Source organism: Stenotrophomonas maltophilia, from assembly GCF_002799245.1.
Classification (GTDB): domain Bacteria; phylum Pseudomonadota; class Gammaproteobacteria; order Xanthomonadales; family Xanthomonadaceae; genus Stenotrophomonas; species Stenotrophomonas maltophilia_S.
In genome coordinates, this window is the sequence record NZ_NEQV01000004.1 from 137,137 (window position 1) to 163,729 (window position 26,593).

25 protein-coding genes are annotated in these 26,593 nt (G+C 67.4%); 10 read left to right on the forward strand and 15 right to left on the reverse strand.

The annotated features are described in order from the left end of the window. Nucleotides 1-40: 40 nt before the first annotated feature. Nucleotides 41-385, reverse strand: coding sequence for a hypothetical protein (locus B9Y64_RS12920; RefSeq protein WP_100441050.1), 345 nt, complete (start codon nucleotides 383-385; stop codon nucleotides 41-43). A gap of 146 nt (nucleotides 386-531) precedes the next feature. On the opposite strand from B9Y64_RS12920, the gene B9Y64_RS12925 reads away from it, so the two are divergent. After that, nucleotides 532-930, forward strand: a complete 399-nt coding sequence (locus B9Y64_RS12925) for a hypothetical protein (protein ID WP_100441051.1) — start codon at nucleotides 532-534, stop codon at nucleotides 928-930. 551 nt (nucleotides 931-1,481) lie between these two features. Here B9Y64_RS12925 and B9Y64_RS12930 read toward each other — a convergent pair. From B9Y64_RS12930 to B9Y64_RS12955, 6 genes are all read right to left on the reverse strand, one after another. Beyond that, the gene (locus B9Y64_RS12930) at nucleotides 1,482-4,286 is read right to left on the reverse strand and encodes a TonB-dependent receptor (RefSeq protein WP_100441052.1); all 2,805 of its coding nucleotides are present in this window, start codon (nucleotides 4,284-4,286) and stop codon (nucleotides 1,482-1,484) included. Nucleotides 4,287-4,403: 117 nt separating this feature from the next. Further along, nucleotides 4,404-4,802: a hypothetical protein gene (locus tag B9Y64_RS12935; protein WP_100441053.1), complete on the reverse strand. Its 399-nt coding sequence runs from the start codon at nucleotides 4,800-4,802 to the stop codon at nucleotides 4,404-4,406. 113 nt (nucleotides 4,803-4,915) lie between these two features. Beyond that, on the reverse strand, nucleotides 4,916-5,944 hold the full coding sequence (gene adhP, locus B9Y64_RS12940; RefSeq protein ID WP_100441054.1) for an alcohol dehydrogenase AdhP: 1,029 nt from the start codon (nucleotides 5,942-5,944) through the stop codon (nucleotides 4,916-4,918). A 99-nt stretch (nucleotides 5,945-6,043) separates the two neighbouring features. Next, nucleotides 6,044-6,493 carry a cupin gene (locus B9Y64_RS12945; RefSeq protein WP_100441055.1) on the reverse strand — a complete coding sequence of 150 codons (450 nt, stop codon included), beginning with the start codon at nucleotides 6,491-6,493 and terminating at the stop codon, nucleotides 6,044-6,046. Nucleotides 6,494-6,606: 113 nt separating this feature from the next. Then, nucleotides 6,607-7,245 (reverse strand): bifunctional 4-hydroxy-2-oxoglutarate aldolase/2-dehydro-3-deoxy-phosphogluconate aldolase, encoded by a 639-nt coding sequence (gene eda / locus B9Y64_RS12950; RefSeq protein WP_100441056.1) that lies wholly within the window; start codon nucleotides 7,243-7,245, stop codon nucleotides 6,607-6,609. A 106-nt stretch (nucleotides 7,246-7,351) separates the two neighbouring features. Then, nucleotides 7,352-7,942, reverse strand: a complete 591-nt coding sequence (locus B9Y64_RS12955; protein ID WP_100441057.1) for a cysteine dioxygenase family protein — start codon at nucleotides 7,940-7,942, stop codon at nucleotides 7,352-7,354. A 239-nt stretch (nucleotides 7,943-8,181) separates the two neighbouring features. Here B9Y64_RS12955 and B9Y64_RS12960 point away from each other — a divergent pair, with 239 nt between their 5' ends. Beyond that, on the forward strand, nucleotides 8,182-9,237 hold the full coding sequence (locus B9Y64_RS12960; protein ID WP_100441058.1) for a LacI family DNA-binding transcriptional regulator: 1,056 nt from the start codon (nucleotides 8,182-8,184) through the stop codon (nucleotides 9,235-9,237). Nucleotides 9,238-9,341: 104 nt separating this feature from the next. Here B9Y64_RS12960 and phhA read toward each other — a convergent pair whose 3' ends face one another. Continuing rightward, a complete protein-coding gene (phhA, locus tag B9Y64_RS12965) occupies nucleotides 9,342-10,235 on the reverse strand; it encodes a phenylalanine 4-monooxygenase (RefSeq protein WP_100441059.1) in 894 nt (297 codons plus the stop codon). A 125-nt stretch (nucleotides 10,236-10,360) separates the two neighbouring features. On the opposite strand from phhA, the gene B9Y64_RS12970 reads away from it, so the two are divergent. Further along, on the forward strand, nucleotides 10,361-10,846 hold the full coding sequence (locus B9Y64_RS12970; RefSeq protein ID WP_100441060.1) for an Lrp/AsnC family transcriptional regulator: 486 nt from the start codon (nucleotides 10,361-10,363) through the stop codon (nucleotides 10,844-10,846). Between the two features lie 39 nt (nucleotides 10,847-10,885). Here the strand turns inward: B9Y64_RS12970 and B9Y64_RS12975 are convergent, their stop codons facing one another. Both B9Y64_RS12975 and B9Y64_RS12980 read right to left on the reverse strand, forming a co-directional pair. Continuing rightward, nucleotides 10,886-11,878, reverse strand: coding sequence for a patatin-like phospholipase family protein (locus B9Y64_RS12975; RefSeq protein WP_100441353.1), 993 nt, complete (start codon nucleotides 11,876-11,878; stop codon nucleotides 10,886-10,888). A 177-nt stretch (nucleotides 11,879-12,055) separates the two neighbouring features. After that, complete coding sequence (locus B9Y64_RS12980) at nucleotides 12,056-13,072, reverse strand: TIGR00266 family protein (protein ID WP_100441061.1); 1,017 nt, start codon at nucleotides 13,070-13,072, stop codon at nucleotides 12,056-12,058. Between the two features lie 170 nt (nucleotides 13,073-13,242). Here B9Y64_RS12980 and B9Y64_RS12985 point away from each other — a divergent pair, with 170 nt between their 5' ends. Continuing rightward, nucleotides 13,243-15,513 carry a TonB-dependent receptor gene (locus B9Y64_RS12985; protein WP_100441062.1) on the forward strand — a complete coding sequence of 757 codons (2,271 nt, stop codon included), beginning with the start codon at nucleotides 13,243-13,245 and terminating at the stop codon, nucleotides 15,511-15,513. 147 nt (nucleotides 15,514-15,660) lie between these two features. Here the strand turns inward: B9Y64_RS12985 and B9Y64_RS12990 are convergent, their stop codons facing one another. Continuing rightward, nucleotides 15,661-16,500, reverse strand: coding sequence for an acid phosphatase (locus tag B9Y64_RS12990; RefSeq protein WP_100441063.1), 840 nt, complete (start codon nucleotides 16,498-16,500; stop codon nucleotides 15,661-15,663). Nucleotides 16,501-16,761: 261 nt separating this feature from the next. Between B9Y64_RS12990 and B9Y64_RS12995 the strand changes: the two genes are divergently transcribed. Then, complete coding sequence (locus tag B9Y64_RS12995; protein ID WP_100441064.1) at nucleotides 16,762-17,640, forward strand: hypothetical protein; 879 nt, start codon at nucleotides 16,762-16,764, stop codon at nucleotides 17,638-17,640. A gap of 11 nt (nucleotides 17,641-17,651) precedes the next feature. Further along, the gene (locus B9Y64_RS13000; RefSeq protein WP_100441065.1) at nucleotides 17,652-18,854 is read left to right on the forward strand and encodes a DUF4785 domain-containing protein; all 1,203 of its coding nucleotides are present in this window, start codon (nucleotides 17,652-17,654) and stop codon (nucleotides 18,852-18,854) included. A 130-nt stretch (nucleotides 18,855-18,984) separates the two neighbouring features. Here the strand turns inward: B9Y64_RS13000 and B9Y64_RS13005 are convergent, their stop codons facing one another. Further along, nucleotides 18,985-19,806, reverse strand: coding sequence for an ABC transporter ATP-binding protein (locus B9Y64_RS13005; RefSeq protein ID WP_100441066.1), 822 nt, complete (start codon nucleotides 19,804-19,806; stop codon nucleotides 18,985-18,987). A gap of 151 nt (nucleotides 19,807-19,957) precedes the next feature. Between B9Y64_RS13005 and B9Y64_RS13010 the strand changes: the two genes are divergently transcribed. The 4 genes from B9Y64_RS13010 to B9Y64_RS13025 all read left to right on the forward strand — a co-directional run bounded on the left by B9Y64_RS13010 (nucleotide 19,958) and on the right by B9Y64_RS13025 (nucleotide 24,073). After that, nucleotides 19,958-21,160, forward strand: a complete 1,203-nt coding sequence (locus B9Y64_RS13010; protein WP_100441067.1) for a DesA family fatty acid desaturase — start codon at nucleotides 19,958-19,960, stop codon at nucleotides 21,158-21,160. Then, entirely contained in the window at nucleotides 21,157-21,489 is a 333-nt protein-coding gene (locus B9Y64_RS13015) for a hypothetical protein (protein WP_100441068.1), read from the forward strand. The genes B9Y64_RS13010 and B9Y64_RS13015 overlap by 4 nt, the downstream gene beginning before the upstream one ends. 61 nt (nucleotides 21,490-21,550) lie before the next feature. Next, nucleotides 21,551-22,363, forward strand: coding sequence for a bifunctional DNA-formamidopyrimidine glycosylase/DNA-(apurinic or apyrimidinic site) lyase (mutM, locus tag B9Y64_RS13020; protein ID WP_100441069.1), 813 nt, complete (start codon nucleotides 21,551-21,553; stop codon nucleotides 22,361-22,363). 105 nt (nucleotides 22,364-22,468) lie between these two features. After that, nucleotides 22,469-24,073, forward strand: coding sequence for a glucan biosynthesis protein (locus B9Y64_RS13025; RefSeq protein WP_100441070.1), 1,605 nt, complete (start codon nucleotides 22,469-22,471; stop codon nucleotides 24,071-24,073). A 396-nt stretch (nucleotides 24,074-24,469) separates the two neighbouring features. On the opposite strand, the gene B9Y64_RS13030 is transcribed toward B9Y64_RS13025, so the two are convergent. From B9Y64_RS13030 to B9Y64_RS13040, 3 genes are read right to left on the reverse strand one after another with little or no spacing between them, the layout of a single operon-like run. Continuing rightward, on the reverse strand, nucleotides 24,470-25,090 hold the full coding sequence (locus B9Y64_RS13030) for a thymidine kinase (protein ID WP_005421101.1): 621 nt from the start codon (nucleotides 25,088-25,090) through the stop codon (nucleotides 24,470-24,472). A gap of 9 nt (nucleotides 25,091-25,099) precedes the next feature. Further along, nucleotides 25,100-25,834: an SEL1-like repeat protein gene (locus B9Y64_RS13035; RefSeq protein WP_238379896.1), complete on the reverse strand. Its 735-nt coding sequence runs from the start codon at nucleotides 25,832-25,834 to the stop codon at nucleotides 25,100-25,102. After that, entirely contained in the window at nucleotides 25,831-26,502 is a 672-nt protein-coding gene (locus B9Y64_RS13040; RefSeq protein WP_100441071.1) for an SEL1-like repeat protein, read from the reverse strand. Before B9Y64_RS13040 ends, B9Y64_RS13035 begins: the two co-directional genes overlap by 4 nt. Between the last annotated feature and the right edge of the window lie 91 nt (nucleotides 26,503-26,593).

The following is a 26,593-nucleotide window of genomic DNA, read 5'->3' on the forward strand; positions in this document are numbered from 1 at the left end:
GGACGTCAGGAGCCTGCCGGCCAGCGGCCGGCACTACCGGTCAATCGGGTGCCTTGGCTGGCACGAAGGGCGAGGTCGGGTCGCTGGCCGGGAAGGTTTCCTCCAGCGCCTCGTCCTGGTTGTCGCTGGCGCGCTGCTTGCGTTCGCGGCGCTTGAGCGGGCTTTCCTGCCCGCCGCGATGGCGGTCGCCGCCATCCTTGCGGTCCTGGGCCGCCTGTTCAGCCTCGTGCTTCACCGGCAGATGGTCGCCTCCGTGCTCCGCGTCGAAGAACGGCGCACCGGTGCCACGGTAGTCGGCATTGTCAGCATCGTGCTTGCCACGCTGTTCGCCGGGAATGGGCGGATGGTTCGCGCGCAGCGGGTCGCGGGAGGTCTCTCGGCTCATGGTCTGGCTACCTGCGCTCGGGGCCTCCACTACACCGCCCTGCAGGTAAAGCCGCCGCGAACCTGGCGTCATGAACATCTCGCTCACCCCCCGGTAACGGCCCCGCGCGTATTCCTGCCCACCCGCCCCCGCTGCAGGAGCCGGCCATGCCCCGTCTTGAGCGACCCGCACCGTCCGTGTTCAACGCCCTGCTCGATCCGCTCGGCCAGCGCACCGCGCAACGCCGAACGCGCCGCCATGAAGATCCGCAGGCGGTGGCGCAGGACTACCTGCAGTACATGCTCAGCGACTACGAGGAGCGTCGTGGCCAGAACCACCGCAACTGGCGCGATCTCTGCCCGGTGTACGCCTTCGCACTGACCACCCATGCCGCCGATTGGCCGCGCGGTGACGCCGCCGATACCTGCGAGGAACTGGCCGAGCACTGGGAACAGATGCGCGGGCAGTCGCGGCTGAGCTGGTCGCAGGCACGGCCGGTGGTGGAAGACGCCTGGCGCGCGCTGGACCATATTCCGACGGCGGCGGTGAGGCCTTTGCTGCAGTAGCCTCGGGCCCTGCCGGGGCACCTGAAGCAGCCGAGCATGGGCTCGGCTCTACAACGCCGGCCAGGATTCCGTAGCGCCCGAGCCGATGCTCGGGCGGCGGCGCGCAGCGCCGGGAAGAGCAGCCGAGCATGGGCTCGGCTCTACAACGTCGGCCACGATTCCGTAGCGCCCGAGCCGATGCTCGGGCGGCGGCGCGCAGCGCCGGGAAGAGCAGCCGAGCGTGGGCTCGGCTCTACAACGTCGGCCAGGATTCCGTAGCGCCCGAGCCGATGCTCGGGCGGCGGCGCGCAGCGCCGGGAAGAGCAGCCGCGCGTGGGCTCGGCTCTACAACGCCGGCCACGATTCCGTAGCGCCCGAGCCGATGCTCGGGCGGCGGCGCGCAGCGCCGGGAAGAGCAGCCGCGCGTGGGCTCGGCTCTACAACGCCGGCCAGGATTCCGTAGCGCCCGAGCCGATGCTCGGGCGGCGGCGCGCAGCGTCGGGAAGAGCAGCCGAGCATGGGCTCGGCTCTACAGGAAAAGGCGGCGCCTGCAGGCGCCGCCCCTGCATCAATCAGAAATCCGCGCGGATGCCGAAGGTGACGCGGCGCCCGGAGAACTCGTACTGGGTCGGGAACGCCTTGTCGATCGTGTAACCGCTGGTCTTTTCATCCAGCAGGTTGATCGCCTCCAGGTTCAGCTTCCAGGTGTCGTCCAGGCGGAAGCCGATCGAGGCATCCAGCTGGCCATACGCATCGCGGTAGACCGGGTACATGTTGAGGTGGATGTACTCGACGTACTTGTCCTTGTAGTTGTACGAGGCGCGCGCGCTGAAGCGGTCGTTCTCGTAGTACAGGGTGAAGTTGTACGCCTTCTCGGCCAGCCCCTCCGGCGGTGTCGGGATCGAGAGATCCGATGCGCCGGTCAGCGAGTTGTCCAGCTGCGTGTAGTTGGCATTGATGCCCCACCCTTCCAGCGCCGGGTGCAGCATCGACAGCGGCAGCTGGGCGACCAGCTCCACGCCGCTGACCTTGTACGAACCATCGGCATTCACCGGCTGGTACACCTCGAAGTCGTAGTAGCCATCCAGCGAACCGTTGGCGTTGAGCTTCTCGACGTTGGGCACGATGCCGGTCAGCGACTGCCGCACCACGCCGTCGATCTTCTTGGAGAAATATGACGCGGCCAGCAGGCCGCCGTTCTGCAGGTATTTCTCCAGGCCGATTTCCCACTGCCTGGCGGTGGTCGGCTTCAGCGCCGGGTTGCCATCCATGAAGCGGAAGCTGCTCCAGCTGACCGTACGACGGTAGGCGATGTCGGTCAGCGACGGACGCATCAGGGTCTCCGACGCCGCGCCGCGCAGCACCAGTCCGTCGGCGATCTCGGCGGTCATGTTGAAGCTGGGCAGCAGCTTGCTGTAGTCGCCGCTGCTGGAAATGGGGGTGGCGGTGAAGCCGCTGCTGCCATCAGGCTTCTGTACGGGATGGAAACCGGAGGAATCGACGTCGGTATCGATCGAACGCAGGCCGAGGTTCGCATATACCGGCACGTGACCGATGTCGAAGTAGAAATCGGCCATGGCATACAGCGCCAGCGTCTTCTCCTTCACCTCGTAGTACTGGCCGGGGTCCAGCGGCGTCGCATAGCCGGGATAGCGGAAGGTGGCACGCGCGTAGGCGTTGGAGATCTGCTGCCAGTCCAGGTCGCTCGGGCGATAGGCACCGCCCGGTGCCAGCTGGCTGATCCACACCGGGTTGCTGTCGGCCAGCGTACGCTTGTTCACCCACGCCGCACTACCGGCCGAGGGGCCCTGGATCTTGCCGCTGCCGAACTCGCGCTGCTTGGTCTTGTCGGTATAGCGCGCACCGAACTGCACCGCGCTCAGTGCCGGGAAGAACGCCAGGTTCATCTGCCGGCGCAGGTCGAGCTGCGCGGCGTACTTGTCGTCCTTCACGTTCTCCACTTCGGTTTCGTAGGCTTCGAACAGGTACTTGTCCGCCGCGTTGTACATGTCGAAACCGCCGGCGCTGCTGGGCACGGTTTCACCGCCGTTGCCGGTCCAGCGCGTACGCGACGGCGCATAGGCGACGTGCTTGAGGTTGGCGTAGTCCGAACGCCTGCGCGCACCGGAGTAGCCGACCAGCGCATCGATATCCCAGCCGCCCAGCTTCCAGTCCAGCTTGCTGCTGAACTGGCGATAGTCGGTGTTGGCATTGCGGTCCTTGCTCAGGATCTCGTGCTGGGTGGCGGTGTAGGCCACGTCCTTGAGCACAGTGATGCCGTAGTCACCCAGCGTGGTGCGGTCGTAGTCGTAGATGCGGTCCAGCGTGCTGCGGCTGGAGGCTGAGTAGGCCGCAGCATCGTACTCGTCTTCGTGCGTATCGTAGCCGCCGAGCATCGCATCGAAACTCAGCGAGAACGTTTCGCTGGGCTTGAACTGCAGCGACGCGGTGGCACCCCACTGGTCCTGCTCGTTGAGGTAGACGCGGTCACCGACCTTGTCCTGGAAGATGATGCGGCTGGTCTCGTCCTTGTCCATGCGGTTCTTCACCGCGATGCCGGCATCGCGCGCCAGCACCGCTGCGGCCTGCGCCGAACGCGTACCGGAGGCCTCCAGGAAGCGCCCCATCGGGCGGAAATTGATGCCGGAATTGGAATCGGTGCGGTTGCTGCGCCTGGCCTTGGAGAACGACACCAGGCCGCCCCAGTCGCCCCAGGTATCGCTGGCCAGGAACGAGATCTTCGGGTCGACCTTGCCGTTGATCGAGTTGTGCGAGGCCTCGGCCGAGGCGCTGAATTTCGGCTCGGCGTAGTCGAACGGCCTGGCGGTTTCGATGTAGACCGAACCGGCGATGCCGCCTTCTTCGTCCGCAGCGGTGGGCGACTTCTGTACGGTGACGGTCTGCACCACATCGGCGGCGAAGATGTCGAACTGGACGTCGCGACCGCCGCTGCCGGAGGCCGTGGCCAGGTTGTTGATCGAGACCAGGGTGAACTCGCTGGGCAGGCCACGCACGCTGACCTTGCTGCCCAGCCCCTTGTTGCGCTCGATGGTGACACCGGGCATGCGCTGCAGTGCTTCTGCCAGGTTCTGCTCGGGGAAATCGGCGACGTCGGTGGCGACGATCGAATCGGAGAAGCCGATGTTGGCGCGCTTGAGATCGACCGCGCGTTCCAGGCTCTTCGCATAGCTGCCATTGACGGTGACGGTGTCCAGCTGCTGCAGCTGTTCACGGGTATCGCCGTCGGCCTCTTCGACTTCGGCCATGGCATCGACGGGCAGCACGGCCAGGCCGCCGATCAGCACGGCGTGCACGGCACGGGACAAACGCTTCGCATGGGGGGCTGCGGTGGCAGCCTCCCGGATCTGGTGACGCATCGGATGGATTCCCCGGTTCCCTGTGGTGACGTGCGTCGCGCCTGCCCGATATCCATGGGACAGACCCCTGCGCCGCGTTGCCGACGTTCGGCCGGCACCGAGCCTAGGGAGAAATTATTAAGCCTGTGTTGCGCTGCGCGAGGCGCGGCGGCCAAACCACCAGCCGACCAGCAGCTGCAACGGCAGTGACGCCAGCAGCGAAATGACGAACCAGAACGGGAAATCCGCACCCACCGTCCACATTGCGTAGCCACAACCCAGTGCGATCAGCGACCAGATCGAGAAGCCATGCGAACGCGGCCAGCACGGCGCGTAATAGGTAGCAAAGGAAATGCCCGCGATGCCACCAAGCACGCTGAAGCTGAGATCCCAGCCCAGCTGCACGCTGTTGTTGTCCGGCGACATGCCCAGCAACGGGGGCAGCCAGCTGGCCACGCTGCTGACCAGCGCCAGCGACAGCACGCCGCCGATCAGGGCGACGATGGACAGGAACAGGGTTTTGAGCAGGCCGGGCATGCGCGCATTGTACGGCTGCTGCGGACAAGCTGGGGTTGCCGGCCCGATGGATCGGCATGGCCGCCGCGTCCGTGGGAGAGGGGGACGGAGCGACGGCGGCCATGCACAGGGGGTCAGGCGGCGAAGTCGAGCACCACGCGGCCTTCGATGGTGCCCGCACGCATGCGCGCGAACACGTCGTTGATGTTCTCCAGGCGGTCGGTGCTGACCGTGGCCGCAACCCTGCCCTCGGCGGCGAACTGCAGCGATTCCTGCAGGTCCAGCCGGGTGCCGACGATCGAACCGCGCACGGTGATGCCGTTGAGCACCATGCCGAAGATGTCCAGCGGGAAATTGCCGGGTGGCAGGCCGTTGAGCGAGACGGTGCCGCCACGGCGGACCATGCCCAGAGCCTGCTCGAACGCCTTCGGCGACACTGCGGTGACCAGGGCACCGTGGGCGCCACCGATCTCCTTCCTGAGGAAGGCGGCCGGGTCGGTGGTACGCGCGTTGACGGTGACCTGCGCGCCCAGCTGCCGCGCAAGCGCAAGCTTGGTGTCGTCCACGTCCACTGCGGCCACGTTCAGGCCCATCGCCCGTGCGTACTGCACCGCCATGTGGCCCAGGCCCCCGATACCGGAAATCGCCACCCAGTCCCCCGGTTTGGTGTCGGTAACCTTCAGGCCCTTGTAGACGGTCACGCCGGCGCACAGCACCGGCGCGATCTCGACGAAGCCCACTTCCTTTGGAAGCAGGCCGACATAGTTGGCATCGGCCAATGCGTACTCGGCGAAGCCGCCGTTGACCGAGTAGCCGGTGTTGCGCTGCGTTTCGCACAGCGTTTCCCAGCCCCCCAGGCAGTGTTCGCAATGGCCACACGCCGAGTACAACCAGGGGATGCCGACCCTGTCGCCTTCCTTGACGTGCCCTACCCCGCCTCCCACGGCCACGACGTGCCCCACGCCCTCGTGACCGGGGATGAACGGCGGGTTCGGTTTCACCGGCCAGTCGCCCTCGGCGGCGTGCAGGTCGGTGTGGCAGACGCCACAGGCCTCGATCCTGACCAGTACCTCGCCCGCCCCCGGGCGCGGTACCGAGACTTCCTCGATCACCAGTGGCTTGCCGAACTCGCGTACGACGGCGGCCTTCATGGTGGAATTCATGTTCGGATCTCCGTAGTGCGCTTGCCCACAGAATGACGCCGGCTCGAGGCCGGCGCTTTGATCACGATCAAACTATCCAGATTCCGTTGCGGCTGCAGGTCAGTTCTTGGCCGGGTTCAGGTCGAAGTTGTTGGCCTGGTACTGGAACAGCAGACAATCCTCGCCGGCCTTGCAACCACTTTCATGTACCAGGTTGGCCGGCAGGTTGTAGAACGATCCGGCCGGATACAGGGTTTCCACCCCATTGATGCGCGCGTAGAACGTTCCAGACAGGACCACCGTCGGCAGTGTCTGGGTATGTGTGTGCAGGCCATTGTCGATACCTGCCTTGAAGCGCACGAACGCCGAGTAGAACCCTTCGCCGTTGCTGAGGATGTCGCCCTGGGTGTTGGCGTAGCTGACCGCGCCCTGGGTACCGGGCATCTCCTTCCATTGCAGCTTGTCGGCCGACAGGGATACAGGGGCATTGTCCAGAACGACCTTCGCGGACGCACAGGCGGCGCAGGAAAGGGCCAGCAGGGAGGCCAGAAACACGCTGATGTTCTTCATGGGGAGTCTCCTCGGTTGATGAGGTGGCCAGCGTACGGCTGACTACGCGCACCGATAACCCTTTCAAGCCCACAGCATCTGTGTGCAAATCGAACAGATCTATCGCTCTGCGCCTACCCCGCCAGTACAGCGGCTTCACGGGCCAGGCGCTCGATGGCGTCCCAGTCACGGGTCTGCAGCAGCGCCGGGGTGGTCAGCCACGAACCGCCCACGCACAGCACGTTGGGCAGGTGCAGGAACTGCGGCGCGGTCTGCGTGCTGATGCCGCCGGTCGGGCAGAAACGCACATCGGCGAACGGGCCGTGCCACGCGGCCAGCAGCGCGGCACCGCCGGCCTGCACCGCGGGGAAGAACTTGAAGGTGTCCGCGCCGTGCTCCAGGCCCAGGATCAGGTCCGAGGCGGTGGCGGCACCGGGCAGGTACGGCAGGTCGGCATCGCGCGCGGCCGCGTACAGCGCCGGCGTGGCTCCGGGGGAAACGGCAAAACGTGCACCGGCCTGCTTCGCCGCCTGCATCTGCGCGGCATTGAGCACGGTGCCGGCACCGATCACCGCATCGGGCACGGCCTCGACCATGGCCTTGATCGCATCCAGTGCCTGCGCCGTACGCAGCGTCACTTCGATCACCGGCAGGCCGCCGCGGAACAGCGCCTGGGCCACTTCGACCGCTTCATTCACATCTTCGGGGGTATACACCGGGATCACCGGTGCCAGTTTCAACAGCGCGCGCAGGCGCGGATCAGCGCTGGACATCGTCTTGCTCCTTGCCCGCCAGGGCATCGCGGATGCTGCCGGGCCCGGCAGCGCAGCGGCGCATGATGCCATGCGGACCGCGGCGCTGCCCTGCCCCGCGCCGGATTCAGGCCGGGTCGGCCTGCAGGGCCTGGATGCGGCGCTGGTACCAGTCGCCGCCGAGCGGATCGAACACCGCCGAGCGCTCCATCTGCGCCTCGTACACATGGACCGAGATCGCCAGTGCGTCATCGCTGGCGTTGCGCAGGGTGTGGTACTCGTGCGGCGGGATCAGGCTGCCGGCACTGCCGCAGCCCCCGCGCAGCGCGGCGTGGCGGCGGAAGCGCCAGCGTTCGCCGGCGCACTCCAGCAGCTCGTAACGGGTGATCTCCAGTTCGCCCAACCACACTCCCTCCACACACCACATGGCATCGTGGTCGTGCAGCGGCGTGCCCTGCCCTGGGCCCCAGCTCATGGCAATCACGCTGTAGCCGTGTTCGCGGCTGTGGTACAGCGGGCGTCGCGCGTAATGATCACTGACCGGCCGATGCACGCATTCGGGCAATTCGATGCGGCTGTCGGCGATCGCTTCCTGCAGCGCCAGCTGCAGGTCGGCAGTGATGCGCTCGGCATCACCGGAGGTCATCGCCGCATCGACTGCGGCGATCAACCGGTCGCGGCCACGGAACGGCGGGAACGGAGAAGTCTGCAGGTCCATGCCCCGAATGTAGCGGAGCATGGTTAAGGGAATGTTGGCGTTCGCGCGCGTCGCGTCCGCATTCAGGGTGAACACGCGCGGAAGAACGGTTCAGATGCAGAGGAAGTAGAGCGATCACAATGGAACCTCACGCAGCAGAACGTGTCGAACACGACACGATTCAGATCCGCTGCGACATTCCGCAACTTCGCGCCCGACGGGCGCAAGGCTAGAATTCTCCGACTTACCTGGTTCTATACATGTCAGTGCGAAATATTAGCGATGCCGCGTTGCCGGCATCGAAGGGCAAGGCTGCCACGATCAACGACATCGCACGACTGTCGGGAGTTTCCAAGAAAACGGTTTCAAGAATCATCAACAACTCGCCGCTGGTGCGCAAAGACACCCGCGACAAGGTCGAGGCGTTGATGCGCGAGGTCGGTTACGTGCCCGACCCTCTGGCGCGCGGACTCGCGTTCCGCCGCTCCTTCCTGATCGGCCTGGTGTACGACGACCCCGGTGCCCAATGCATTGTCGACCTGCAGCACGGCGCGCTGGAAGCGCTGCGCGGCACCGGCTATGAGCTGGTGGTGCACCCGTGCAACAGCCAGGATCCGGACTGTGCGGACGGCGTGCGCCGCTTCGTGCAGCAGCAGAAACTGCATGGCGTGATCCTGGGCCCGCGCGCATCCGAATCGATGGCGCTGGCGCAGATGCTCGATGCGATCGACTGCCGCTACATCCGCATCAACGCGCATGCGTCGGAGGAGGACGTGCAGGCGGTGGTCACCCACGATCGCGATGGTGCCGCCGCGGCTGCGGGCTACCTGCTCTCGCTGGGCCACCGCGACATCGCGGTGATTGCCGGCCCTGGCGACCGTCGCGCCGCACGCGAACGTGCGCATGGTTTCCTTGATCGGCTGGCGCAGGTCGGCCTGACCCTGCCGGACGGGCGCGTGCTGGAAGCGGGCGACACCTTCGAGTCCGGCGTGCATGCCGCCGAACGGCTGCTGATGGGCGGGCAACGCCCCAGTGCGATCTTCGCCGGCAACGACGAAATGGCCGCTGGCGTGTACCAGGTGGCATTGCGTGCAGGCATCGCGGTGCCGCAGCAGTTGTCGATCGTCAGCTACGACGACAGCCCGCTGGCATCGCGGCTGTGGCCGCCGCTGACGTCGGTACGCCGCCATGTGAGCGACATCGGCCGCACCGCCGCCGCCATGCTGGTGCAGACCGACGTTCCGGACGCGCCCACCGCCGCCAGCGTGCATCCGCAGCTGATGGTGCGCGGTTCCTGCCGGGCCGTGGACGGCTGACTGCGCGGCCCTGGCCTGCATCGTTGCAACGAGGCAGGCCGTTGGAAGCGGAAACGGCGCACCCTGGTGCGCCGTTCCCGTGCGAAGCGGTGTGCGTTGCGCGCTTACACGTCGCCGCCGTCGGCCCAGCCTTCGCCGGTGCCGGCCTGGAACACGCGGTCATCGCCCTGTACTTCACCGGCCGGCAGGTGTGCCTGGTCGGCCAGCGCCGCATAGATCGGGGTGAAGTCCGGTGAGGTCGCCTGCATCAGCTGTTCGAAGCTGTCGATGACGAAGTAGGTCTTCTGGAAGGTGTCGATGCGGTACTTCGTGCGCATGATGCGCTGCAGGTCGAAGCCGATGCGGTTGGGTGCGGCCGATTCCAGCGAGTACAGCGATTCGCCCTTCGACGACACGATGCCGGCACCGTAGATGCGCAGGCCCTCGGGCGTATCGATCAGGCCGAACTCCACCGTGTACCAGTACAGGCGGGTCAGGTTCTGCAGCGCATCCGGACCGATCGCGTGGGCCTTGACGCCACCACGGCCGTACGCCTCCATGTAATCGGCGAACACCGGGTTCATCAGCAGCGGCACGTGGCCGAACAGATCGTGGAACAGGTCCGGTTCGGCGATGTAGTCGATCTGGTCCGGGCGGCGGATCCACCAGGTCACCGGGAAGCGCCGATTGGCCAGGTGGTCGAAGAAATCCAGTTCCGGCAGCAGGCCTTCAACGCCAACCAGGGTCCAGCCGGTGGCGGCGCCGAGCACTTCGTTGAGCTGGTCGAAGCGCGGAATCATGTGCGCGCTCATGCCCATTTCGTCCTGCGCATCCAGGAACTCCTGGCAGGCGCGGCCGACCAGCAGCTCGCGCTGGCGCTGGTACAGCGTGCTCCAGGTGGCGTGGTCGTCGGCGCTATAGGTGTCCCACGGCTGCTCGACGAGCGCGGTGGTATACACCGGCACGTAGCCCTTGTCGGTCTGCTGGTGTTCGACGCGGCGGGGCTGGGCGAGGTCCATGGGGCACTCCTGGATGGGATACCCACGATGCTAGGGCAGGGCGCGCGCAACAGGGTTGCAAAAGTTGCGTCGATTGGCCTTGTTGGCGCAATATCCTTGCGTACTCACCATGTTGCGGGGCAACAATGGCCGGAGAAGTCCAGTTCGATCGCACGGATATACGCTTGCTGGCTGAAATCCAGCGGGATGGGCGCGCCACCAACGCCGAGCTGGCGACGCGGGTGAACCTCTCACCGTCGGCCTGCCTGCGCCGCCTGCAGCGGCTGGAAAGCGAGGGCGTGATCGTCGGCTATGGCGCGCGGCTGGAGCCACGGCAGCTGCGGTTGGGCCTGCAGGCCTTCGTGCGCGTGCAGCTGGAGAAGCACGACCAGGCCGCCATCGGCCACTTCGTGGACAGCGTGCAGGGCTGGGATGAAGTGGTGGCCTGCCATGCGCTGACCGGCGACATGGACTACCTGCTGCACGTCTACGTGCGCGACCTGGAGCACTTCTCGCACTTCCTGCTGGACCGCCTGCTCAACGCCGGTGGCGTGGCCGATGCCAATTCCAGCTTCGTGCTGCGCACGGTGAAGGGCTTCCAGGCGTTGCCGTTGTCGCAGCTGGAAGCCTGAGCGACCACCGGGCCTGCCCGGTGGCCACGCATCAAGGGATCAGCACTTGTCCTTGCGGCCCATCAGCTTGCCCAGGCGCGAGGTTTCCTCGCACTTCGGGACGGCCACCGGTGCTGGTGCCGCAGCGGCGGCACGTGCGCGCTGCAGCTGCTGGATCTTCGCGCGGATCTGCGGCATCGCCGCCATCGCGGCCTTTTCGCCTTCCAGGATCGCGGTGCCACGCTGGCTGAAATCGGCGGCGCCGATGTCCAGTACCTTGGGGCGGATGACGATGTCGGCGCGCGCCAGTTCCTGCTCGCCCAGGCGCTGGCCCATGATCGAGATGGACTGGTTGACGATGCCCAGCATGTCCGTCGGCGCCTTGCCGCTGGCCTTGCTGGAGATGTCCACGGCAATCACGAAGTCGGCGCCGAGCTGGCGCGCCGCGTCCACCGGTACCGGACTGACCACGCCACCGTCGATGTAGTTGCGGCCACCGATCTTCACCGGTTCGAACACGCCCGGGATGCTGCTCGACGCACGCACGGCCTGGCCGACGTTGCCGCGCACGAAGATCGAGCGCTCGCCGGTTTCCAGCTGGGTGGCAACGGCGGCGAACGGTTTCTTCAGGCGCTCGGCAGGACGGTTGGCGACCTGCTCGTTGACGTAGTCCTGCAGCTTCTGGCCCTGCACCAGGCCACCGGAGAACAGGCGAACGTCGCGGATGCTGGCTTCGTCCAGCGCGACCGCCTTGCTCTGCATCTGGAAGGCGTCCATGCCGCTGGCATACAGCGCGCCGACCACGCTGCCGGCGCTGGTGCCGGAGACCACGGCCGGCTCGAAGCCGTTGGCCTCCAGCATCTTGATCACGCCGATGTGGGCAAAGCCCTTGGCCGCGCCACCGCCAAGGGCGATGCCGATCCTGATCGGCTTGGCCTGCGGCACCACGGTCGGCGCAGGCGGCGGCGTGGGACGGACCGGATCGCCACCGCATCCGGCCAGCAGGCCGATCAGGGCGACGGACAGCAGCATGCGGGGGCGGAACAGGCTCATCGGCAGTGCGCTCGCGGCGCCGGACTCGGGAAAGGGCGCCAGCATACCGAAGCGATGGCGGGGCGGGCAGGGTGGGGGAATTCCCTATTCAGGAAAAGCAACCCGGTAGCTGCCGACCTTGGTCGGCACACGCAGATTCCTGTGCCGACCAAGGTCGGCACCTACCGGGCGAGTGGCTCAGAACCGGTTGTCGCCGTCCAGCATCCGGCCCAGGCCACCCAGCACCGAGCCTTCGCCACGGCTCTGGCCGCCGCCCTGCGGCGCGGCCATCCACATGCGCCCGGCCAGGCGCGAGAACGGCAGCGACTGCAGCCAGACCTTGCCCGGGCCGGTCAGCGTGGCCAGGAACACGCCTTCGCCGCCGAACAGCATGCTCTTGATGCCGGCCACCCGGCGCACGTCCATGTCCACGCTGGAGTGGTAGGCCACCACGCAGCCGGTATCCACGTCCAGGCGTTCGCCCGCCGCCAGTTCGCGCTCGATCACGCAGCCGCCGGCATGGATGAACACCCAGCCGTCGCCTTCCAGCTTCTGCATGATGAAGCCCTCGCCGCCGAACAGGCCGGTCATGATCTTGCGCTGGAACTGCACGCCGATCTGCACGCCACGCGCACCGGCCAGGAAGCTGTCCTTCTGGCAGATCAGGCGGCCGCCATGCTGGTCCAGACGCATCGCCAGCACGGTGCCGGGGTAGGGCGCGGCGAAGGCGACCTTGCCCTTGCCGTGGCCGGTCTGGGTGTAGACGGTGGCGAACAGGCTCTCGCCGGTCAGCACACGCCTGCCTGCGGCCATCACCTTGCCCATGAGGCCGCCGCCCTGATCGCCGTTGGCGGCGCCGAACACCGTATCCATCTGCACGGTCGCGTCCTTGAACATCAAGGCGCCGGCCTCGGCAATGGCGCTCTCGCCGGGGTCGAGCTCGATTTCCACGAACTGCATTTCATGGCCAACGATGCGGAACTCGATGTCGTCGGCACGACCACTGGCGGTCGCCGGAACCGGCGGCGGGGTGTTCGGCATGCCCGGGGCCGGCGCCTGCAGTTCGGGCACCTCGGCAATCGACGTCCACCCGCTCATGCCCTGGCACCAGGCCAGGGCACGCGGGTTGGCCTGTGCATAGCGGCGCGCGGGCTCGTCATCGAGCGGTCCGACGCGGTCGGCCTGGGCGGAGGCATGGAAGTACCACTGGGTCATCGTGGCGGGTCCGCTGTGGTGTGAAGCCCCGAGTCTAGCGAGCCCCTCTGCCGGCTGCCGATCGGGATCATTGAGGGACATAAACGACGGATGTTTGCGGGATTGGTGCTGTATTGCAACAATTATCTGGTAGCGCCGTTTTACCACCCCTCCAAACACAGCCTACCGCCATGTCCCCGACCCGCACTTCCCGTGGCCGATTTCCGGTCGCGCGTCCCCTCGTTGCCGCTCTTTCCGCCCTGCTGCCGCTGGTAGCAGCTGCCCAGGAAACCCCCGCTGCCAAGGATCCGGTTGCCCTCGACACCCTGCAGGTGACCGCGCAGCGCCGCGTCGAGAACGCCAAGGACGTGCCGGTCGCGGTCACCGCGATCCAGGGCGAGAAGCTGGATGTGCTCGGCTCGGCCGGCGATGACATCCGCTTCCTGGCCGCACGCGTGCCCAGCCTCAACATCGAGTCGTCCTACGGTCGTGCCTTCCCGCGCTTCTACATCCGTGGCCTGGGCAACACCGACTTCGATCTCAATGCGTCGCAGCCGGTGTCGCTGGTGTACGACGACGTGGTGCAGGAAAGCCCGCTGCTGAAGGGCTTCCCGCTGTTCGACCTGGCCAACGTGGAAGTGCTGCGTGGCCCGCAGGGCACCCTGTTCGGCCGCAACACGCCGGCCGGCGTGGTCAAGTTCGATTCGGCGCGCCCGTCGCAGGATGCCGACGGCTACATCCGCGTCGGCTACGGCAGCTACAACAGCTGGAACGTGCAGGGCGCCTACGGCGGCCCGCTGACCGACCGCTGGTCGGCACGCGTCTCGGCGATCTACCAGCGTCGCGACGATTGGGTCGACAACACCCGTGTCGGCGCGCCCAACAGCGGCTTCGAAGGCTATGACGAAGCCGCCGGCCGCGTGCAGTTCCTGTACGAAGGTGATGATTTCGAAGCGCTGTTCAACCTGCACAAGCGCAAGCTCAACGGCACCGCCCGCCTGTTCCGCGCCAACATCATCCAGAAGGGTGGCAATTCGCTGGTCGAGAACTTCGATCGCGACAAGGTGGCCAACGATGGCGTCAACTTCTCCGACCTGACGACCTGGGGCGGCAGCGCGCGCCTGCAGTGGAACCTCGGCTCGGTGACGCTGCACTCGATCACCGGTTACGAAACCGCCGAATCGCTCAACCGCGGTGATATCGACGGCGGCTACGGTGCGGCCTTCCTCGGCGCCGGCAACTACGGCCCGGGCTTCATCCCGTTCTCGTCGGAGTCGGCTGACGGCCTGCCGCATCACCGCCAGTGGACGCAGGAATTCCGCATCGAGTCCAACGAGTGGGGCCGCTTCGACTGGCAGGCCGGCGTCTTCTACTTTGATGAAGACGTGACCATCAACAACTTCAACTACGACTCGCTGGCCCCGGGCAATCCGCAGACCGGCCACGTGGTGCAGAACCAGCGCAACAAGGCCTGGGCGGTGTTCGCCTCGGGCGACTTCGATGTCACCGACCGCTTCAAGCTGCGTGCCGGCGTGCGCTATACCCAGGACAAGAAGGACTTCAGCGCCAGCGTGCTGCAGGCCGTTCCGTTCGGCACCCCGGTCAGTGGCCCGTACCTGGCCAACACCGACGTCAACGACGTCAGCTGGGATCTCAGCGGCGTCTACAAGCTGACCGACGACATCAACGCCTACGCCCGCGTGGCCAAGGGCTTCCGCGCGCCGTCGATCCAGGGCCGCCTGGCCTTCGCACCGGGCCTGTCGCAGGCCGATTCGGAGAAGGTCATCTCGTACGAAGCCGGCATCAAGGCCGACCTGTTCGAGCGCCGCGCGCGCCTGGGCCTGAGCGTGTTCCGCTACAACGTCGATGGCCAGCAGCTGATCGCGGTGGGCGGCACCAACAACACCGCCACCCTGCTCAACGCTGACAAGACCATCGGACAGGGTGTCGAGCTGGACCTGGAGGCCTACCTGGCCGACAACGTCCTGCTGACCTTCGGCAGCAGCTACAACGACACCGAGATCAAGGACAAGAACCTGGCGGTGGCGATCTGCGGCGGCGGCTGCACCATCACCGACCCGACCACGGTGATCAACGGCCAGACCTATGCGCTGGTGAACGGCAACCCGCTGCCGCAGGCGCCGAAGTGGATCCACAATGCGACCCTGCGCGTGGGCTTCCCGCTCAGCGATGGCAGCGAGCTGTACGCCTACACCGACTGGGCCTACCGCAGTGCGGTGAACTTCTTCATCTACGAGTCGCCGGAATTCCGCGGCCGTAGTTCGCTGGAAGGCGGCCTGCGCCTGGGCTACAACTGGGATTACGGCCAGTACGACGTGGCCGTGTTCGGCCGCAACCTGACCAACCAGACCCGCGTGGTCGGCGCGATCGACTTCAACAACCTGACCGGCTTCCTCAACGAGCCGCGGACCTGGGGCGTGGAGTTCACCGCGAAGTTCTGATGCGGTTGCTGCGATGATGCAATGAAGAAGGGCCGGCGCAATGCCGGCCCTTCTGCTTGCTGCTTCCTGTAGAGCCGAGCCTGCGCTCGGCTGCCCTGAGCCGAGCATGGCTCGGCTCTACAGAGGCGTACTGCAGGACGGGGGTTCTTACAGCGCGCTCTGCGGGCGGATCTTCAGCACCGCGTTCTCGGTGGCGCAGTCGCGGCTGGAGTGCAGGCCGGCCTTGCGCGCCGCAGCGATTTCCTTGCGCGCAGCCAACAGATCCTTGTTGAACGCGGCGTTGTCGTGCAGGCGGGCCACGGCGGCGGCGCCCATGAAGCGGCCTTCGAGGATGTCGCTCTGCCAGTGCACGTTGCAGACCAGGCGGCTCTCGCCGTAGTTGCGGCCGCGGGCCTGGATGGCATCGGCGCGGTCCGGCGCGATCTCGGACAGGATCAGTGCCCAGGCCCAGCCGATCGAGGTGTGGCCGGACGGGTAGGAGCCGTTCCTGCGCAGGCCTTCCTCGTCCTTCGGCGCACAGGTCGGCTCACCGTTGACCATGAACGGGCGCGGGCGCTGGTAGTGGTTCTTGGCCGCCTTGGTGGCGGCGCTGGCGTCGATCCGGCTGCGCTCCAGCAGGCGATACAGCGCCGGGGTCTTCACCGCATCGACGTCGATGTCGGCGGCGCAGGAGAAGTGGTTGGCGCCTTCGGGGAAGCCGAGTTCCGCATCGACGCCGGCCTGGGCGAAGCGCGGGCTGCCACGCAGCGCGCGGGCTTCACGGCTGACCTGTTCGTCCAGGGCGAGGGCAGCCGACCCGGCGACCGGTGGTGCCGGCACCAGGTCCAGGCTGGCCGGTACCGCACTCTTGTCCAGATAGCCCACCGCCTTGGTGGTGATGTTGGCTTCGACGGCGGTCGGTTTGCTGGCGGTGGCAGCACAGCCGGCCAGGGCCACGGCTGCGGCGAGGCCGAGCAGCGGGCGGGCAGGGTGGGAAATCAGCGACATGGACGGGCTCCGGAAGAAAAACATCGCCTCATGATCGCAGCCCGCATGCGACACCGCAGTGGCCATCGGTCATACGGCCAGACCCGGCATGGTCATCGGAACAGATGAAAAGCGTCATCGAGTGTCGTCAATCTCCTGAATTCGGGCGCAGCGCACGGACTTTCACCTGCCTGCACCGCGAGCATCGGCACAACGGCGAGCGCCAGGGGCCGTCCAGTTCCAGCCGGGTCGGGGGGATCCGCTGACAGAGGGAGAGAAGCGATGCGCAGCACCGCAACAGGAAGTACCATCCTGGCCCTGCTCCTCGGGCTGGCAACCGCCCCGGCTCAGGCCGCCGACGTGATCGGCGTGGCCTTCGTGCATGGCACCGGCGCGCAGACCAATGCCACCCAGGACTACTGGCAACCGGCGATCATCGACACCGTGCGCCAGGGCCTGCCGAACAGCAGCAACTACGTGGTCATCAACTGTGATTTCACCCAGTACATGTGGAAGCCGGAAGCCGCCGGTTGCCTGGCCAACCAGCTGACCAGCTTCATCGACAGCCGCGGCATCACCCAGCTGGTGGTGATCACCCACTCCAACGGCGGCAACGTGGTGCGCTGGATCCTGTCCAACCCGACCTACGACAGCCGCTATCCGAAGATCATCCGTACGGTGCGCAAGGTCACCGCACTGGCGCCGTCCTCGGCGGGTACGCCGCTGGCCGATGCGGTGCTCAACGGCAACACCTTCGAAACGTCGCTGGGCTGGCTGCTGGGCTACAAGAACGACGCGGTACGCCAGCAGCAGGTGGCGAGCATGGCCACCTACAACGCACAGAACCTGTACGGCACCGCCGGTCGCCCGGCGCTGCCCAAGCCGTTCCGTGCGGTGGTCGGCAGCGACGTGGAATCGGCGGTGTGGGACAGCAACAGCTACTGCGGTGGCTACGCCGCCAATGTCGGCCTTGAGTTCACCCAGAACTGGCTGTCGTCCTGCTCCGATGGCTTCCTGGAGTGCAGCAGCCAGAAGGCTGCCGGCACCACCTGGTTCACCGACAAGCAGCGCACCAAGGATGCCGAGCCGCTCAGCCACAACCAGAGCCGCCGCGAGTGCTTCGGCCTCGGCACCCTGCTGCGCAACGACCTGACCCAGTGAGGGAGACGACCATGACCATCCATTCCACTCTGCTGGCCAGTGCCGTGCTGGCAGTGCTGTCCCTTTCCGCTGCGCAGGCCGCGCAGCCTCTGCAGGCCGCCCGCGCGGGCGATCAGGTGCCTGCCGCACTGGTAGCCGCACCGCTGCCCGCCGATGAAAGCGAGCACGCGCCGCTGTCCTTTGCCTGGGTGCTGGATCCGGCACAACCGCTGCAGGCCGCCACGCCGTATGCCTCGGTCAGCCGCAGCTACTGGCAGCAGGTCGATGGCACGCAGCTGCAACGCGGCCTGGATCTGCCCCTGACGGCGGCCGATGCGGTGATCCAGCTGAGCCCGGCCGAAGGTGCCCGCGTGCTGCCGGCCAGCACCCTGCAGGTGCGCGACCCGGCCGGCCGCAGCAGTGTCGCCCGCAGTGTCGATGCACGCGCGCTGCAGGATGCCGGCATGCCGGTGGGTGACGGCAGCAGCATGCTGCGCACCGGCGCGACCAGTGCGGCTGGTGCCTACACGCTGCAGAGCGCACAGGCGCAGGGCCGTTACGTGGTGCAGGTGCTGGAGCCGAACAGCCCGTTGCGGCTTGAGGTGCAGGCCAACCAGGCGCAGGTGCTGGCCGGCGGCAACGTGCAGCTGCAGGCACGCCTGCTGGAAGACGGCGCCACCACCGCGCAGCTGGCATCGCGTCGTGGCGGCCTGGGCGGTGAAGCCCTGCTGGTCGCACCGGATGGCCGCAGCTGGCCGCAGCGCCTGCTGCGCACCACCGATGGCAGCCTGCGCGCGCAGGTGCGCATCCCGGCCGATGTCGGCACTGTGCAGGGGCTGTGGGAACTGCAGGTGTTCGCCCAGGCCGATGGCGTGCTGCGCGATGGCAAGGTGGCCTTCGCGGTGGCACGGCCGACCGCGCGCTTCAGTGGCCAGGCGGCACCGGATCCGGCCAGCCGCCAGGTGGCGCTGCCGCTGCAGGTAGCCGCCGCTGGCCGCTACGAGGCACGGGGCACGCTGTATGCCACTGCCCGCGACGGCCAGCTGAAGCCGGTCGCGCAGGCACATGCAGCAGCGTGGTTCGATGGGCCGGGCGCGGGCCAGCTGGTGCTGCCGTTCGACCAGGCTGCGTTGCCAGCCGGTTTCGGTGCGCCGTACGAACTGCGCGACCTGCAGCTGCAGGACCAGAGCCGGATGGCACCGATCGAGTCGCGCGCGCTGGCGTTGAGGTTCTGAGCAAGGGTGTGGCGGGCCGGAACATCCGGCCTGCTGCACCGTTTTCTGTAGAGCCGAGCCTGTGCTCGGCTGCCGTTGCCCGCGGCCAGGAGCAGCCGAGTACAGGCTCGGCTCTACAGTGGCATGTCGATTACCCCGCGTATGCGGTCAGCCGGCCTTCCTGCTCGCAGACGGTGATCGCGCCGCCGAACACCGCCGACAACGGTTCGTTGCGCAGCAGTTCGGCGCGTGTGCCGTCGGCCAGTACGCGGCCGTCGCGCAGCAGCACCACCCGCTCGATCTCGGGAATGATCTCTTCGATGTGGTGGGTCACCAGCACCAGGGTGATGCCCTGCTGCGCCAGCACCCGCATGGTCGCCACCAGCTGTTCGCGGGCGACCAGGTCCAGCCCGGTGGAGGGTTCGTCCAGCAGCAGTGCCTGCGGCCGATTGACCAGCGCGCGGGCGATCAGCACGCGGCGGGTCTCGCCGGCGGACAGCTCCGCGTAGGCGCGGTCGCGCAGGGACAGGGCGCCGGTCATCGCCAGCGTTTCGCCGACCCGCGCACGCATGTCGGCGGTCACCTCGCGGAAGGCCGGCACCACGTAGCTGGCAAAGAAGCCGGACAGCACCGCCTGCTCCACGGTCAGCCCGGGCATGTCGGCCAGGTTGCTGCTGAGGTCGCCGGTGACGATGCCCAGCTGCGAGCGCAGCCGGTCCACCTGCCAGCGGTTCTGGCCCAGTACCTTCACCGCCACCGAGCCGTCGCCCTGGGCCAGCGGGTAAAGCTCGCGGGTGATCAGCTTGATGAAGGTCGATTTGCCGCAGCCGTTGGGGCCGAGCAGGGCGGTGTGCTGGCCCTGTGCGATGCGCAGGCTGAGCCCGTGCAGCACCTTCACCTGGCCGCGCACCACGGTGGCGCGGTCCAGTTCGATCAACGGGGGCTGCTCCGCAACGGGCGGGGCGGCGGTCATGGTGCTGGCGCGTGGATCAAGGCTCGACAACTCAGGTCCCCAACTGTGAACGGTGCCACGGATGGCGATGCGATACACCGCCGCAGGGATGCAGTTTGCAACGCAAGCGCCCATCATGTCTGCCATCGCCGCGTCGATCCGGAGAGCTGTCATGCCTGATGCCCTGATGTCCCTGTTGACCGGTGGTGTGCTCGGCCTGGGGTGGTGGGCCATGCTGGCGGTCTTGCTGGTCTTCACCCAGATCACCATCTTCTCGGTGACCCTGTACCTGCACCGCAGCCAGGCCCATCGCGGGGTCGATTTCCACCCGGCGCTGGCCCACGTGTTCCGCTTCTGGCTGTGGCTGACCACCTCGATGATCACCCGCGAGTGGGTGGCCATCCACCGCAAGCACCACGCCAAGGTGGAGACCAAGGACGACCCGCACAGCCCGGTCACCCGCGGCATCGGCAAGGTGTTCTGGCACGGCGTGGAGCTGTACCGGGAGGCACGCGGCATGCGCGCGGACATCGAGCAGTACGGGCGCGGTACCCCGGACGATGCGATCGAGCGCCACCTGTATACCCCGCACGCCACGCTGGGCCCGGTGCTGCTGCTGGCGATCAACAGCGTGCTGTTCGGCCTGCCCGGCGTGGCCCTGTGGGCGATCCAGATGGCCTGGATCCCGTTCTGGGCTGCGGGCGTGGTCAATGGCCTGGGCCACTGGTGGGGGTACCGCAACTACGAGTCGGCCGATACCTCCACCAACCTCACGCCCTGGGGGTTCTGGATCGGCGGCGAGGAGCTGCACAACAACCATCATGCCTTCCCCAGTTCGGCGCGCTTTGCGATGCGGCGCTGGGAGTTCGACATCGGCTGGAGTGCGATCCGCCTGCTGCAGGCGCTGCGCCTGGCCAGGGTACTGCGGGTGGCGCCGGCCATGGACGTGCGCCCGAACATCGCCGTGCCCGATGCCGAAACCCTGAAGGCGCTGCTGTCGCACCGCTTCCAGGCGATGACCGACTACCAGCGCAACGTGTTCATGCCGGCCCTGCGCGAGGAAGCCGCGCAGGCCGGGGCCAAACTGCGCCGCCTGCTGCCGCGCCGGTTGCGCCGTGGCCTGGTCAATGATGGTCGCTGGCTGAAACCGGACAGCCGCGCCCAGCTGAGCGCGTGGGTGGCACAGCGACCGCGCATCCGCACCCTGGTCGAATACCGGACGCGCTTGTCAGCGCTGCTGGAGGCCCGTGGCCACGATGCTGCCGAGCGCCTGCACCAGCTGCAGGCATGGTGCCGCGAGGCTGAGGAAAGCGGTATCGCGGCGCTGCAGGCCTACGCCGCGCGGTTGAAGGGCTACAGCCTGGTGGGCGCGTGAGGGCAGGGTACGCACTTGTGCTGGCGACGCTGCTGCCGAGTGCGGCGCTGGCCCAGGTCACCGATACCGCCAGCTACCTGCAGCGGATGGACAGCGATGGCGACGGCAAGGTCAGCGAGGCCGAGTATGTGCAATGGATGCTGTACGCCTTCGACCGCATGGACCGGAATGGTGATGGCGTGCTGACGGCCGATGAGCTGCCCGGTGGCAAGGGCAGGGCGATCGGCCGCGAGCAGCAGCGGCAGATGATCGTGCAGCGCTTCCACAAGCAGGATGCCAATGCTGATGGCTTCCTGGATGCGCGTGAGCTGGCGGCACCGCCGCGTTGAATCGGCAGGGTCGCCGGGCCATGCCCGGCGACCGTCGTGTGGTGGGGCGTAGAATCGCCCCATGCCTGAACTGCCCGAAGTCGAAACCACCCGCCGCGGCCTGGCGCCGCACCTGCAGGGCCGCCGCGTGCATGGGGTGATCCTGCGCCGCGCCGATCTGCGCTGGCCGATTCCACCGGAAGTGGCCGAGCTGCTGCCGGGGCAGCGCATCGAGGACATCCGCCGGCGCGCCAAGTACCTGCTGCTGGATACCGCCATCGGCAGCGCGGTGCTGCACCTGGGAATGTCCGGCAGCCTGCGCGTGCTGCCCGGTGATACCCCGCTGCGCACGCACGACCACGTCGACATCAGCCTGGACAACGGCCGCCTGCTGCGCTTCAACGACCCGCGCCGTTTCGGCAGCCTGCTCTGGCAGCCGGCCGGTGAGATCCACCCGCTGCTGCAGGGGCTGGGCCCGGAACCGCTGGACGAGACATTCGACGGCGACTACCTGTTCGCCCGCAGCCGGGGCCGCAGTGCGCCGGTGAAGACCTTCCTGATGGATCAGGCGGTGGTGGTGGGTGTGGGCAACATCTACGCGGCCGAGAGCCTGTTCAAGGCCGGCATCAGCCCGCTGCGCGAGGCCGGAAAGATCTCGCGCGAACGCTACCAGCGGCTGGCCGACGCGGTGAAGGAGATCCTGGGCTACGCCATCACCCGCGGCGGCACCACCCTGCGCGATTTCATCAGCCCCGATGGCGCGCCGGGCTACTTCGAACAGGAACTGCTGGTGTACGGCCGCGACGGGCTGCCCTGCCCGAACTGTGGCCGCGCGCTGAAGCACGCCACCATCGGCCAGCGCGCCAGCGTCTGGTGCAGCCACTGCCAACGCTGAGCCGGCAGCCAGCGGCAGCTGAACGGGCAGGGCGCGTCTCCGCTGCCCGTTAACGTTTGTCTGCCTATGATGGCCGACCTTCCTCCCTGTGCCTGACGCGCCTGCATGCAACGACGCGACTTCATCCGCAATGCCTCCCTCGCCCTGGCTGCATTCGGCCTGCCGTCCCTGCCCGCGTGTGCGGCCAGCAAGAGCGGCCAGATGGGCCTGCGCCGCCTGGGCCAGCCGCAGCCGTTCGACTTCGCCACCCTGAAGGGCCAGGCGCGCGCGCTGGCACAGGCGCCCTACAAGAGCCACAAGCGGGTGCTGCCGGGCCGCCTGGAAGGGCTGGACTGGGACCAGTACCAGTCGATCGGCTACCGCCAGGACCATGCCCTGTGGGCCGACCAGCCGGGCAAGTTCCAGGCCAAGTTCTTCCACCTGGGCCTGTACTTCCATTCCCCGGTGCGCATGTTCGACGTGGTCGACGGCAAGGCGCAGGAGCTGGCCTATGACGGCGCGGCGTTCAACTACGGCAAGAGCGGCATCAAGGATGGCGAGCTGCCGGCTGACCTGGGTTTCGCCGGTTTCCGCCTGAACACCCGCAAGGACACCGACCGCGACTTCGCCGCCTTCCTCGGCGCCAGCTACTTCCGCGCAGTCGGCAAGGAAGGCCAGTATGGCCAGTCGGCGCGTGGCCTTGCGATCGACACCGGCATGGGCAAGCCGGAGGAGTTCCCGGACTTCATCGCCTATTACCTGGAACAGCCGTCGGCCGATTCGGAGACGATCGTGGTCTACGGCCTGCTGGATTCGCCCAGCGTGGCCGGTGCCTATCGCTTCGCGATCACCAATGGCGACGTGCTGCTGATGGACATCGACAGTGCACTGTACCCGCGCAAGGCGATCGAGCGGTTGGGCATCGCCCCCTGCACCAGCATGTACCAGGTGGGCGAGAACGACCGCCGCATGGCATGGGACTGGCGCCCGGAGATCCACGACACCGATGGCCTGTCGCTGTGGACCGGTGCCGGCGAGTGGATCTGGCGCCCGCTGCTGAACCCGCGCAACCTGCGGTTCAACATGTTCGTGGATCGCAACCCGCGTGGCTTCGGCCTGCTGCAGCGTGACCGCAATTTCGACCATTACCAGGACGACGGCGTGTTCTACGAGAAGCGCCCGTGCCTGTGGGTGGAGCCGAAGGGCGAATGGGGCGAAGGTTCGGTGCAGCTGGTGGAGATTCCCACCGTGGACGAGACGTTCGACAACATCGTGGCGTTCTGGAACCCGAAGGAAAAGCCGCAGCCGGGCCAGGAGCTGCTGGTCGGCTACCGCCTGTACTGGGGCGCCGAGCCGCCGGCACGGCCGCCGCTGGCGCACTGCGTGGCCAGCCGTACCGGCCTGGGCGGCGTGGTTGGCAAGAAGCGCGAATACTTCAGCTGGCGCTTCGCGGTGGACTTCGAAGGTGGCGAGCTGGCCGGGCTGATCGACAAGGGCGAGGTCGAGGCGGTGGTGCAAGCCAGCCGTGGCCGGGTCGAGATCGTGTCGGCGCGCCCGCTGCGCGAGATCAACGGCTATCGCGCGATGTTCGACCTGGTGCCGCCGGAAGGCAGTACCGAGCAGATCGACATCCGCCTGTTCCTGCGCAGTGGTGGCAAGACCCTCACTGAGACCTGGCTGTACCAGTACACCCCGCCGCCGGCGGGGGCGCCGGAGCGCACGCTTTACTAAGAGGGGGTGTGGGTTCGCAGGGCTGCGCCCTGCACCTGCAGAGGTCAACGTCAACGTCAACGTCAAAAGCCGGCATTCCGTCTGTTGGAACAGCTCGTGGGGTCAGATCCGTTTTCCGAAGGAAAACGGATCTGACCCCGGAACTTCATTCGATATCTGACAGATGTGTCGACCAAGGTCGACACCTACCAACAGCTGCGGAAATCTGTCAGAGGTGGGGCGGTGTGGGCTTGCAGGACCGTTGGCGCCATGGATGGCGCCATCGAGCCCCCAGGGACGGGTTTACGGCGTGTCCTGCAAGCCCACACCGCCCCGCCATCCCACGGAATGCCAGCTTTCGCCGTTGCTGTTGCGTTGAGCAGGTGCAGGGCTGCAAGCCCTGCAAAAGAATACCCATTACAACGGCAGGGGCGCCTGCGCCGGATCGATGCGCCCTTCGCCGCGGGTGATCTTCTTGAACTCGGCACGGCTGACCGACACGTAGCGCTCGTTGCCACCGATCTCCACCTGCGGGCCGTCCTGCACGGCGTGGCCATGCTCGTCCACGCGCACGGTCATCGTCGCCTTCTTGCCGCTGTGGCAGATGGTCTTGATCTCCTGCATCTCGTCGGCCCAGGCCAGCAGGTACTGGCTGCCCTCGAACAGCTCGCCGCGGAAGTCGGTGCGCAGGCCGTAGCACAGCACCGGAATGCGCAGCTGGTCGACTACCTCGCTGAGCTGCCAGACCTGGGCGCGGGTCAGGAACTGCGCCTCGTCCACCAGCACGCAGCCCATCGGGCCGTTGGCTGCCAGGTCCTGCTCCACCCAGCGCTGCAGGTCGGTATCGCGGTCGAAGGCCATGCCATCGGCGCGCAGGCCGATCCGCGAGGCGACCACGCCGGCGCCGGCACGGTCGTCCAGGCGCGGGGTCAGGATCGCCACCCGCATGCCGCGCTCGCGGTAGTTGTGCGCGCTCTGCAGCAGGGTGGTGGTCTTGCCGGCGTTCATCGCCGAATAGTAGAAATAGAGCTTGGCCATCGGCCAATTCTAGTCGCCGCCCGGCCCGCCGTCGCGGATCTGCCGGGGAGCGCCGATCTCGATGCTGGGCCGCAGCCGGGTGTTCTGCCAGATCTGCTCCTGCAGGCACCAGTAGGCCGCCGGTTCCCAGAAGGCGTCGCGGTAATAGTCATCGCCGGTGACCGGCCGGTCGGCCTCCGGCCCTTCGCCCAGGGCCATGCGCAGGCCCGGGTTGACGAAGCCGGTGCGGCTGCCGGTCATCGCATTGCGGGCGGTCCTCAGCACGGTTTCCATGCGCGGCTTGGCCACGGCATCGCCGTACTGCGCGTAGAGCGCCGGGCCTTCGGCAAGCACCCGCTGGCGCTGCCCGGCATCCAGCCGTTGCCAGTAACGTTCGCGTTCAACCAGCAGGTCGCGGTAGCCGCGTTCGGCGGCCAGGTCCATCCAGATGTAGGCCAGCACCGGGTCGGCGTCGATGCCGATGCCTTCCTGGTACATGCGGGCAACCAGCGACTGCGAGACCTTGTCGGCATACAGGCTGGCGCGCTGGAACCGCACCCGCGCCTGTGCCGGCTTGCCGCGCCGCCACGACAGCTGGCCCAAGTCGCGCCAGTACAGGTCGGGATGGGCCTGCAGGAAACCCTCGGTCAGCAAAGCCGACGGGATCGACGCGGCCGGGTCCGGCGTACAGGCGCTGGCGGCCGCGTACCCCGGTGCCAGCAGCGCCAGCGCGAAGGCGGCGATGGCCTGGCAGGCGCGGGTCATCGTCCCGCCCTTGCCAGCTCCTCGTCCTGCCATTGCCGGTAGGCCACCGGGTCCCAGTAACGGGCCAGCTGATGCTTCTCCGGTTGCAGCACACGGGACCCCGCATCGCCGCGGCCCTGGCTGCGCATGGCGCCGTTCCAGCCGGCGCGGCTGCCGGTCTGCTGCATGCTGCCGGCCCGCAGTTCCCTTTCCAGCCGCGGCGTCGCCGCCGGGTCGCCAAACTCGGCGTACAGCGCGCGGCCCTCGCGCACCGCGCGCGCGCGTTCGTCGGCCGACAGCGCCTCCCAGAAGCGTTCGCGCTGCACCACCAGCCACTCGGTGCCGCGCTCGGCCGCCAGGTCCATCCACGCATAGCCCAGGGCGCGGTCGACCGGGCCGCCTTGCCCGTTCCAGAGCATGTCGGCCAGCGCTGCCTGTGACAGCTTGTCGCCGTAGCGCGCGGCATTGCGGAAGTCGTTGCGGGCTTCTTCGTGGCGGCCCCGTTCGCGGGCCTGCATGCCGAGCCCACGGAAGCGCAGGTCCGGATGGTAGACAAGAAACTCGTGCGACTGCAGCACGATCGATTCATAGGCGTCGGTGCGCGGTGCCGGGCTGGACGCGGTCGCAGGCATGGCCAGCAGGCCGAGCAGGGTGGCCACCAACGGGCGGGTGATGGCGTTCAAGGACATGGACCACGCTCCTGTGTTCCGGTGCCGATTCAATACCTTACGCCCGGGTTCCTTGCAAGTCAGGTGGGCCTGCCGGCACCCCGCTACAATC

Excerpts from the sequence above, each read along its gene's own strand:
- B9Y64_RS12920 (WP_100441050.1), bottom strand. The coding sequence starts at position 385 with ATGAGCCGAGAGACCTCCCGCGACCCGCTGCGCGCGAACCATCCGCCC.
- B9Y64_RS12925 (WP_100441051.1), top strand. The coding sequence starts at position 532 with ATGCCCCGTCTTGAGCGACCCGCACCGTCCGTGTTCAACGCCCTGCTC.
- B9Y64_RS12930 (WP_100441052.1), bottom strand. The coding sequence starts at position 4,286 with ATGCGTCACCAGATCCGGGAGGCTGCCACCGCAGCCCCCCATGCGAAG.
- B9Y64_RS12935 (WP_100441053.1), bottom strand. The coding sequence starts at position 4,802 with ATGCCCGGCCTGCTCAAAACCCTGTTCCTGTCCATCGTCGCCCTGATC.
- adhP (WP_100441054.1), bottom strand. The coding sequence starts at position 5,944 with ATGAATTCCACCATGAAGGCCGCCGTCGTACGCGAGTTCGGCAAGCCA.
- B9Y64_RS12945 (WP_100441055.1), bottom strand. The coding sequence starts at position 6,493 with ATGAAGAACATCAGCGTGTTTCTGGCCTCCCTGCTGGCCCTTTCCTGC.
- eda (WP_100441056.1), bottom strand. The coding sequence starts at position 7,245 with ATGTCCAGCGCTGATCCGCGCCTGCGCGCGCTGTTGAAACTGGCACCG.
- B9Y64_RS12955 (WP_100441057.1), bottom strand. The coding sequence starts at position 7,942 with ATGGACCTGCAGACTTCTCCGTTCCCGCCGTTCCGTGGCCGCGACCGG.
- B9Y64_RS12960 (WP_100441058.1), top strand. The coding sequence starts at position 8,182 with ATGTCAGTGCGAAATATTAGCGATGCCGCGTTGCCGGCATCGAAGGGC.
- phhA (WP_100441059.1), bottom strand. The coding sequence starts at position 10,235 with ATGGACCTCGCCCAGCCCCGCCGCGTCGAACACCAGCAGACCGACAAG.
- B9Y64_RS12970 (WP_100441060.1), top strand. The coding sequence starts at position 10,361 with ATGGCCGGAGAAGTCCAGTTCGATCGCACGGATATACGCTTGCTGGCT.
- B9Y64_RS12975 (WP_100441353.1), bottom strand. The coding sequence starts at position 11,878 with ATGAGCCTGTTCCGCCCCCGCATGCTGCTGTCCGTCGCCCTGATCGGC.
- B9Y64_RS12980 (WP_100441061.1), bottom strand. The coding sequence starts at position 13,072 with ATGACCCAGTGGTACTTCCATGCCTCCGCCCAGGCCGACCGCGTCGGA.
- B9Y64_RS12985 (WP_100441062.1), top strand. The coding sequence starts at position 13,243 with ATGTCCCCGACCCGCACTTCCCGTGGCCGATTTCCGGTCGCGCGTCCC.
- B9Y64_RS12990 (WP_100441063.1), bottom strand. The coding sequence starts at position 16,500 with ATGTCGCTGATTTCCCACCCTGCCCGCCCGCTGCTCGGCCTCGCCGCA.
- B9Y64_RS12995 (WP_100441064.1), top strand. The coding sequence starts at position 16,762 with ATGCGCAGCACCGCAACAGGAAGTACCATCCTGGCCCTGCTCCTCGGG.
- B9Y64_RS13000 (WP_100441065.1), top strand. The coding sequence starts at position 17,652 with ATGACCATCCATTCCACTCTGCTGGCCAGTGCCGTGCTGGCAGTGCTG.
- B9Y64_RS13005 (WP_100441066.1), bottom strand. The coding sequence starts at position 19,806 with ATGACCGCCGCCCCGCCCGTTGCGGAGCAGCCCCCGTTGATCGAACTG.
- B9Y64_RS13010 (WP_100441067.1), top strand. The coding sequence starts at position 19,958 with ATGCCTGATGCCCTGATGTCCCTGTTGACCGGTGGTGTGCTCGGCCTG.
- mutM (WP_100441069.1), top strand. The coding sequence starts at position 21,551 with ATGCCTGAACTGCCCGAAGTCGAAACCACCCGCCGCGGCCTGGCGCCG.
- B9Y64_RS13025 (WP_100441070.1), top strand. The coding sequence starts at position 22,469 with ATGCAACGACGCGACTTCATCCGCAATGCCTCCCTCGCCCTGGCTGCA.
- B9Y64_RS13030 (WP_005421101.1), bottom strand. The coding sequence starts at position 25,090 with ATGGCCAAGCTCTATTTCTACTATTCGGCGATGAACGCCGGCAAGACC.
- B9Y64_RS13035 (WP_238379896.1), bottom strand. The coding sequence starts at position 25,834 with ATGACCCGCGCCTGCCAGGCCATCGCCGCCTTCGCGCTGGCGCTGCTG.
- B9Y64_RS13040 (WP_100441071.1), bottom strand. The coding sequence starts at position 26,502 with ATGTCCTTGAACGCCATCACCCGCCCGTTGGTGGCCACCCTGCTCGGC.